At 36.1% G+C, this 3,391-nt stretch carries 5 protein-coding genes and 2 tRNA genes; 3 read left to right on the forward strand and 4 right to left on the reverse strand.

Translation table 11 applies throughout. The annotated features are described in order from the left end of the window. A partial coding sequence (locus HMPREF0518_RS10250) for an SLAP domain-containing protein (RefSeq protein ID WP_003625334.1) occupies positions 1–588 on the reverse strand: 588 nt, incomplete at its 3' end. 104 nt (positions 589–692) lie between these two features. On the opposite strand from HMPREF0518_RS10250, the gene HMPREF0518_RS10910 reads away from it, so the two are divergent. Both HMPREF0518_RS10910 and HMPREF0518_RS10255 read left to right on the forward strand, forming a co-directional pair. Beyond that, entirely contained in the window at positions 693–1,595 is a 903-nt protein-coding gene (locus tag HMPREF0518_RS10910) for an SLAP domain-containing protein (RefSeq protein WP_003628548.1), read from the forward strand. A gap of 106 nt (positions 1,596–1,701) precedes the next feature. Next, positions 1,702–1,851, forward strand: a complete 150-nt coding sequence (locus HMPREF0518_RS10255) for a hypothetical protein (protein ID WP_003625340.1) — start codon at positions 1,702–1,704, stop codon at positions 1,849–1,851. Between the two features lie 90 nt (positions 1,852–1,941). On the opposite strand, the gene HMPREF0518_RS01315 is transcribed toward HMPREF0518_RS10255, so the two are convergent. From HMPREF0518_RS01315 to HMPREF0518_RS01325, 3 genes are all read right to left on the reverse strand, one after another. Further along, positions 1,942–2,014 (reverse strand) — tRNA-Lys (locus tag HMPREF0518_RS01315). A gap of 113 nt (positions 2,015–2,127) precedes the next feature. Next, complete coding sequence (locus HMPREF0518_RS01320) at positions 2,128–2,349, reverse strand: hypothetical protein (RefSeq protein WP_003625342.1); 222 nt, start codon at positions 2,347–2,349, stop codon at positions 2,128–2,130. Between the two features lie 120 nt (positions 2,350–2,469). Further along, positions 2,470–2,542 (reverse strand) — tRNA-Lys (locus tag HMPREF0518_RS01325). A 134-nt stretch (positions 2,543–2,676) separates the two neighbouring features. Here HMPREF0518_RS01325 and yycF point away from each other — a divergent pair. After that, positions 2,677–3,391 (forward strand): response regulator YycF (gene yycF / locus HMPREF0518_RS01330; RefSeq protein WP_003625343.1); only part of this gene is annotated, 715 nt, incomplete at its 3' end.

The raw sequence follows: 3,391 nt of genomic DNA on the forward strand, positions 1-3,391 counted from the left end.
AGTATCATCTACGACTAATTTCTTATTTTTGGGTAATACATATGCATTTTCTGCTCTATTTTTAGAAACTTCTTTTAATGCGTAAATATGTTTTTGGTTAATTGTCTTAGGATCTTTTGTTACAACAGTTGCTTGATTAGTTATCAGTTCATTCGCCTTATTTGCATATGGTGAGGGAAGATCTTTACTGTAAATAGATTTAACATTTATACACTTGATATATCTGTTATAGCCTATTTTGTAGTATTCCTGCTTTTTAATTGTTTTATATGGAAGCCAATACAAATAATTAAATAAATTCTCATTAAAATTCATTACACCTATTGGACTATTATCTTTCATTACATAATATCTCTTCACGGAATTTGTTTTTTGCAACTTTCCTGGAGCAGTAACAGCCTTATTCTTCCTGATGTAATTGCCTTTACCACGTAAACGTTGACCTTTGTTGTTGTATACATAGGAGTTGCTGTTTAAATACAACTTCACAGTACTGGCTGCCTTAACTGGGCTGGAATTCATGCTTAGTGAAACGATGCCTAAAAATGCAGCGATGAGAATGGTAAATATTGTTTTGTTCTTTTTCATGTGTAACGCCTCATTAATGTTCAAATGTTAACCATATTAAAGCACATAAATTGGGGGGGAGATAATAGAAGTATCAGCGAAATATTAACAGAAGGATGATTAAAATGAAGAAGAATAAATTTATCTTAGCTTCAGTTGCAGCTTTAGCTATTGAAATATTTTCTACTCAGCAAGTAAAAGCAGCTTATTCCATTGTTGCAACTAGAAAAGTCACGAGAAACGCATATATCTATAATTCAACCAATAAGAGAACTTCATATAAAAATAAAAAGAAATTATACAAGGGGCAATCAGTAACTACATATGGTGATGGACAGACACTTAAAAATGGTCAAAAATTTTATAAAATTAGTCCAACATCAAATAAGTACGTCAAAGTAGCTAACTTCAAAGCTAGACCTGTTGTCAAGACTGCTACTGCTGTAATAAAGCCACACGCTGATTGGCTTGCTAGAACTTTTAATAATAAAGGCAATACTGTCCGTAAGAATTTAAAGCCAGGAACCAAATTAGTAGTTGATCGCCATGAGGTAACTTCATTTAGCGATAACTTCCCAGCAGGAATGATCAATGACGATGGATTTTATCATATTAAAGGTAGCAATCAATGGGTAATGGGTTCTGCTGTAAAGGTTAATAAAAAGATTCCTCTGTTTGATCCAGAATTTGAAAATGCCCGTACAAATTATTCTTTATTGAGATTTAAGAACAATGCAGATGTCTATAATCGTCAAGGTGAAAAGCTGAACGCCAATAATGTAAAAATAAGAAAACAAGCAAATTGGTTCAGAGCTGATAACTTATTATATATTTGGCTTCCAAGTGAAAATAAGGCTGAGTTATTTTACCATCTGATTGCTAAAAGTTTTTATACGACTTCCTCAACAGGCGATAAGCTTAAGGTTTCTGATGCCTATGTTAAAGCGAGTGATATGAAGTATTTTGATGGCTTAAGACTTAAGCCAAGTAACACTCAAGCAGAAGCTAAAGCTGCTGCGAAGAAGTAAAATATAAAGGCTAAAAAATAAAATCCTGTCCATTAGGGCAGGATTTTTTGCTATAAATGATTTCAGTGTATACTTCAGATATGTAAAAGAGAGGCAGAAAAAAATAATGATAAAAGTTAGAAATTCTCGTGATTTACCTGTTACTGACAATCCTTTTCATAATATGGAAACTTTGAAAAAGTATGGAAGATACAATGGCGATGATTCTGGATTCGTGGATGCTGAAGTCGATGATAATGAAATTCAAAGCAAATAGAAAAAGCTACTTCTCATGAAGTAGCTTTTTGTGTATCTAATTTTAAGCATAAAAAAAGCACCGACTCCTCGCAGTGCCATTTTCATATTATGGGTGGCCAGGGGATCGAACCCTGGACCCACGGATTAAGAGTCCGTTGCTCTGCCAGCTGAGCTAGCCACCCATATTTGTTTCATCAGCTCTCGTGCTGACAGTTAAATATATTACCAGTTGAAATAGGTTTTGACAACCCTTTTTTTGAAAAAATAAAAAAAGTCACAAAAAGTGACTTTCTTCTTAAATTTGATCCTTAATGTGGTGGGCGATTCCGCTTTGATCTTTGTTTGCACTATCGGCATAGTAGACAGCGTACACGCCATTTTTATCATTCTCGGCAATGACAATCTGACGGCCAGTCGGACGTTCTGCTTTAATAATCCGTGCACTGCGCCGTGCTTCCTTGAAGTCGTGTGAAGATGCAATTGCATCCCCCGGATTGAAAAATACAGCTTCGTTCATAGTAAAGCCCCCTTAGTCAAAATATCTTATCTATATTTTACCAAGATCGGCAATCTTAAATCCAATTAGAAGATTAAAAAAAGAGATAAGACAGAAGTCTTATCTCTAACGAATATATTATGGGTGGCCAGGGGATCGAACCCTGGACCCACGGATTAAGAGTCCGTTGCTCTGCCAGCTGAGCTAGCCACCCATGTGTTGAATCAATTAACAGATATTATTATGCAATTATCTGGCAAAAAATGCAAGACTTTTTTAAATTTTTTCGATTTTTTTGGCTAAAACCGTAAAATCCAGTATAATGTAAGGGCAAAGGAGGCATTTCCGATGCCAAAAAAGATTCTCGTCGTCGACGATGAAAAGCCGATTTCTGATATCATTAAATTTAATTTAACTAAGGAAGGCTTTGATGTCGACACCGCCTATGATGGCGAAGAAGCTGTTAAGAAAGTTGACGAATACGATCCAGACTTAATGATCCTGGATTTGATGTTACCAAAGAAAGATGGACTCGAGGTTGCTCGTGAAGTTCGTCAAACGCACGATATGCCAATTATCATGGTAACAGCTAAAGATACTGAAATTGATAAAGTACTTGGTCTAGAAATGGGTGCCGATGACTATGTCACTAAGCCTTTCTCTAATAGAGAATTAGTTGCCCGCGTTAAGGCTAACTTGCGCCGTCGTGACATTGTTAAGAAGGCAGAAGCAGATAACCAAGACGATACAGATAAGAATATTAAGATCGGTAACTTGGTTATCATGCCAGATGCCTATATCGTTGAAAAAGATGGTCGGAAGATTGAGCTTACTCACCGTGAATTTGAGCTTCTTTACTACTTAGCTCAACATATGGGGCAAGTTATGACTCGTGAACACCTTTTACAAACTGTTTGGGGCTATGACTACTTTGGCGATGTGCGTACAGTAGACGTAACTGTTCACCGTTTGAGAGAAAAGATTGAAGACAACCCAATCCAACCTCAAGTTTTGGTTACTCGTCGTGGTGTAGGATATTACGTAAAACAGCCAAGTGAAGGTT

The sequence above is a fragment of the Lactobacillus helveticus DSM 20075 = CGMCC 1.1877 genome (assembly GCF_000160855.1).
In the GTDB taxonomy this organism is placed as follows: Bacteria; Bacillota; Bacilli; order Lactobacillales; family Lactobacillaceae; genus Lactobacillus; species Lactobacillus helveticus.